The organism is Thermodesulfobacteriota bacterium (assembly GCA_040756475.1).
GTDB lineage: Bacteria > Desulfobacterota > Deferrisomatia > Deferrisomatales > JACRMM01 > JBFLZB01.
Genome location: JBFLZB010000320.1, coordinates 1 through 2,973, shown reverse-complemented (window position 1 = coordinate 2,973; position 2,973 = coordinate 1). Strand labels below are relative to the sequence as shown.

Here is a 2,973-nt window from a genome sequence, read left to right as displayed (position 1 = left end):
GTTCCCGGTTCCCGGTTCCCGGTTCCCGGTTGGGAGGGGCGCGTTCCCGGTTCCCGGTTCCCGGTTCCGGGTTGGGAGGGGGTGGAGGGTCGGGGCGTTGGCTTTGACGGCGCGGATGGCCTTGTCCAACTGCTTGGGATCGATGTTGTAGGTGAGGGGGTCGATGTCGACGAAGACCGGGGTGGCGCCCAGGAGCGAGATCACCTCGGCAGTGGCGATGAAGGTGAAGGGCGTGGTGAAGACCGCGTCGCCGGGGCCGATGCCCCGCGCGAGCAGGGGCAGGAGCAGGGCGTCGGTGCCCGAGCTGCACCCGATGGCGTGCTTGACGCCGACGTACGCGGCCAGCTTCTGCTCCAGCTCGCGCACCTCGGGGCCCATGATGTACTGGCCGTGGTGGAGAACCCGGTGGACTCGCTGCTCCAGGTGGGGGCGCGTCGCGTCTTGTTGGGTCTTGAGGTCGACAAACTCTATGCCCTTGGGACGAAACTGGGTTTGCAGGTACTGGTGCGGCGTAATGGTCAACTCTGGATACCGTTCGCAGAGCTGTCGATCGCGGGTCAGCAGCTTGACGGCACCAGGCGCGAAACGCCCCAGTGCGCGGACCAGTTGCTCGTCTTCGGGGTCGGGGCTTTCGAAAACCGGGCACTCGCCAGCCAACGCGGCCAACCAGTGCTTGCCCCGACAGAAACGCTGCAAGAGCCTTCGGGCCAGATAGAGGGACTGACTGCTGCTGAGGGGCTTGCCGCGACTGAGGTGCTGATCCACCAACTGCGCGCGGACGACGTATTCGAGGGTTTGCACGCTGCCTGCGTACAACCAGATCTTGCCCCCATTCGCACGGCAGACTGCAACCGAATCCCGGGACAAGGTGAAGAATGGCTCCCGCTTGGTGCAGATATCGACTGCCACGTTGACGTCGAGCAGCAGGTCCATCTCTAACGATCCTCGCGAAGAGCGAAGGCAGCCATCCGCTCGAGTTGTTTTGGGCTTAGGGGCGGGAACTCCTCATCCGGTGGTATTGGCGCTCGACGGATCTCGTCCAGTTCCGCCGTCATCGCCTCGGCAAGAGCCCGCGCCTCGGGCGAAAGCTCGTACGCAGGTTTCGGAGCCCCCGCGCCCTCGCCTGCCAGCGCCGCCTCGTGCGGCCCCTTCCCCGGGGCGAGAGCGTCCTCCGGCACCTCCACCCGGACCGGGAACTGCTCTCGCACGAACCGCACGGGAGACACGAACTCCAATCGGCCCTTCTTGTACATGGCTTCGAGCTGCATGGTCGTCTCTCTCCTCACGCTTGGTCGCCCACGAGCTTTTCCCCCTCCAGGCGGTACCGCGCGCCGCAGGCGCTGCAGGAGAGCCCTTCGGGGAGGCGCTCGCCGCACTGGCACATCCAGCCGAGCTGGCGGGCGGGGTTTCCCACCATGAGGGCGTAGGCGGGCACATCTTTCGTCACCACGGCGCCCGCGCCGATGAAGGCGTACTCGCCCACGTCGTGCCCGCACACCACGGTGCAGTTGGCGCCGAAGGTGGCGCCCCGGCCCACCCGGGTCGGGCGGTACTCGTTCTTGCGGGAGACGTGGCTTCGGGGGTTGAGCACGTTGGTGAAGACCATGGACGGCCCGCAGAAGACGTCGTCGCCGAGCTCGACCCCCTCGTAGATGCTCACGTTGTTCTGGATCTTGGCGTTCTTGCCGATGCGCACCTTGGGGGCCACGAACACGTTCTGGCCCAGGTTGCACCCCTCGCCCAGGATACACCCAGCGGACACGTGGACAAAGTGCCAGATCCGGGTTCCTTCGCCGATCTCGGAGGGCTCGTCGACCACCGCAGTGGGGTGGACGAAGTAGTTTCGCGCCGCGGGCGGGCGCAGGGTGACGGTGGCGCCGCCCCGGTCGAGGCTCGTCTGCAGGGACTGGAGCACCCTGAGAACCCGCAGCCCCTCTTCGCCGTCGGTGCGCGGCACGGCGCGGGTCTCCACGCACTCGAGGAAGTGGCGGCACTCCTCCCGCAGGGGCTCGGCGCGGTCGAAGTCCACCGCCTCGGCCGCGGCCTTGACCGGCACGGGGAGCCCCTCCTTCCACTCGATGGCGTGGGGGTAGAGCCGGAGCTTCTCGACGGGCTCCATGTCGTCGAAGACCGCCATCTTCTGGTCGCCCACCACGATGAGCTTCTGCTCCTTGTAGGGGTGGAGCCAGGAGACGAAGATGTGCGCCCGCAGCCCCGAGGCAAAGGAGAGGGACGAGACGGTGACGTCGGCGATCTTGGCGTGGAGGTAGGCGCCCCCCTGGCAGGCCAGGCTCTCGGGGGCCTCCTGGGCCAGGGCCAGGATGACGCTCACGTCGTGGGGCGCAAACGACCACAGGATGTTCTCTTCGCGCCGGATCTTCCCCAGGTTCAGGCGGTTCGAGTAGATGTAGCGCACCCGCCCGAGGTCGCCGGCGCGCACGAGCTCCTGGAGCCGCCGCACGGCGCCGTGGTAGTGGAGCAGGTGCCCCACCATGAGGATGCGCCCTCGGCGGGCGGCCAGGTCCACGAGCTCGCGCCCGGCCTCGTGGGTGAGGGCGAGCGGCTTCTCGACGAACACGTCCTTGCCCGCGAGCAGCGCCTCCCGCACCATGGCGGCGTGGGCCTCGGCGGGGGTGGCCACGGCAACGGCCCGCACGTCGGGGTGGGACAGGACGTCGGCGAAGCTCAGGCAGGTCTCCACGCCGGTGTCGCGGCGAAAGCCCTCGAGCCGCGCCGGGTCGGCGTCGCACACCAGGCGAAGCGCCCCCAGGGCGTGGAAGTTGCGGACGAGGTTCTTGCCCCAGTAGCCGCCGCCCACGACGGCCAGATGCGGTGCGCTCACGGGATTCCTTTCGTTGGGGGGTTTGGGCACTCTTCCGGATCGTGTGGGTCGACCTGCGGGGGACTGAACCCCGGGGTCTGGGCGCGTAGGGGCGCACGGCGTGCGCCCGCGAGGGGGTCGCGGTGGTCCCC

The 2,973-nt window shown here is 68.4% G+C and carries 3 protein-coding genes; all 3 read right to left on the bottom strand.

The window, feature by feature from the left end:
* Positions 1-933, bottom strand: a 933-nt coding sequence (locus tag AB1578_23170; protein ID MEW6490800.1) for a DegT/DnrJ/EryC1/StrS family aminotransferase, incomplete at its 3' end; no start/stop codon positions are given.
* 2 nt (positions 934-935) lie between these two features.
* Entirely contained in the window at positions 936-1,268 is a 333-nt protein-coding gene (locus AB1578_23165; GenBank protein ID MEW6490799.1) for a hypothetical protein, read from the bottom strand.
* Positions 1,269-1,282: 14 nt separating this feature from the next.
* On the bottom strand, positions 1,283-2,842 hold the full coding sequence (locus tag AB1578_23160) for a Gfo/Idh/MocA family oxidoreductase (GenBank protein MEW6490798.1): 1,560 nt from the start codon (positions 2,840-2,842) through the stop codon (positions 1,283-1,285).
* Between the last annotated feature and the right edge of the window lie 131 nt (positions 2,843-2,973).

Excerpts from the sequence above, each read along its gene's own strand:
- AB1578_23165 (MEW6490799.1), bottom strand. The coding sequence starts at position 1,268 with ATGCAGCTCGAAGCCATGTACAAGAAGGGCCGATTGGAGTTCGTGTCT.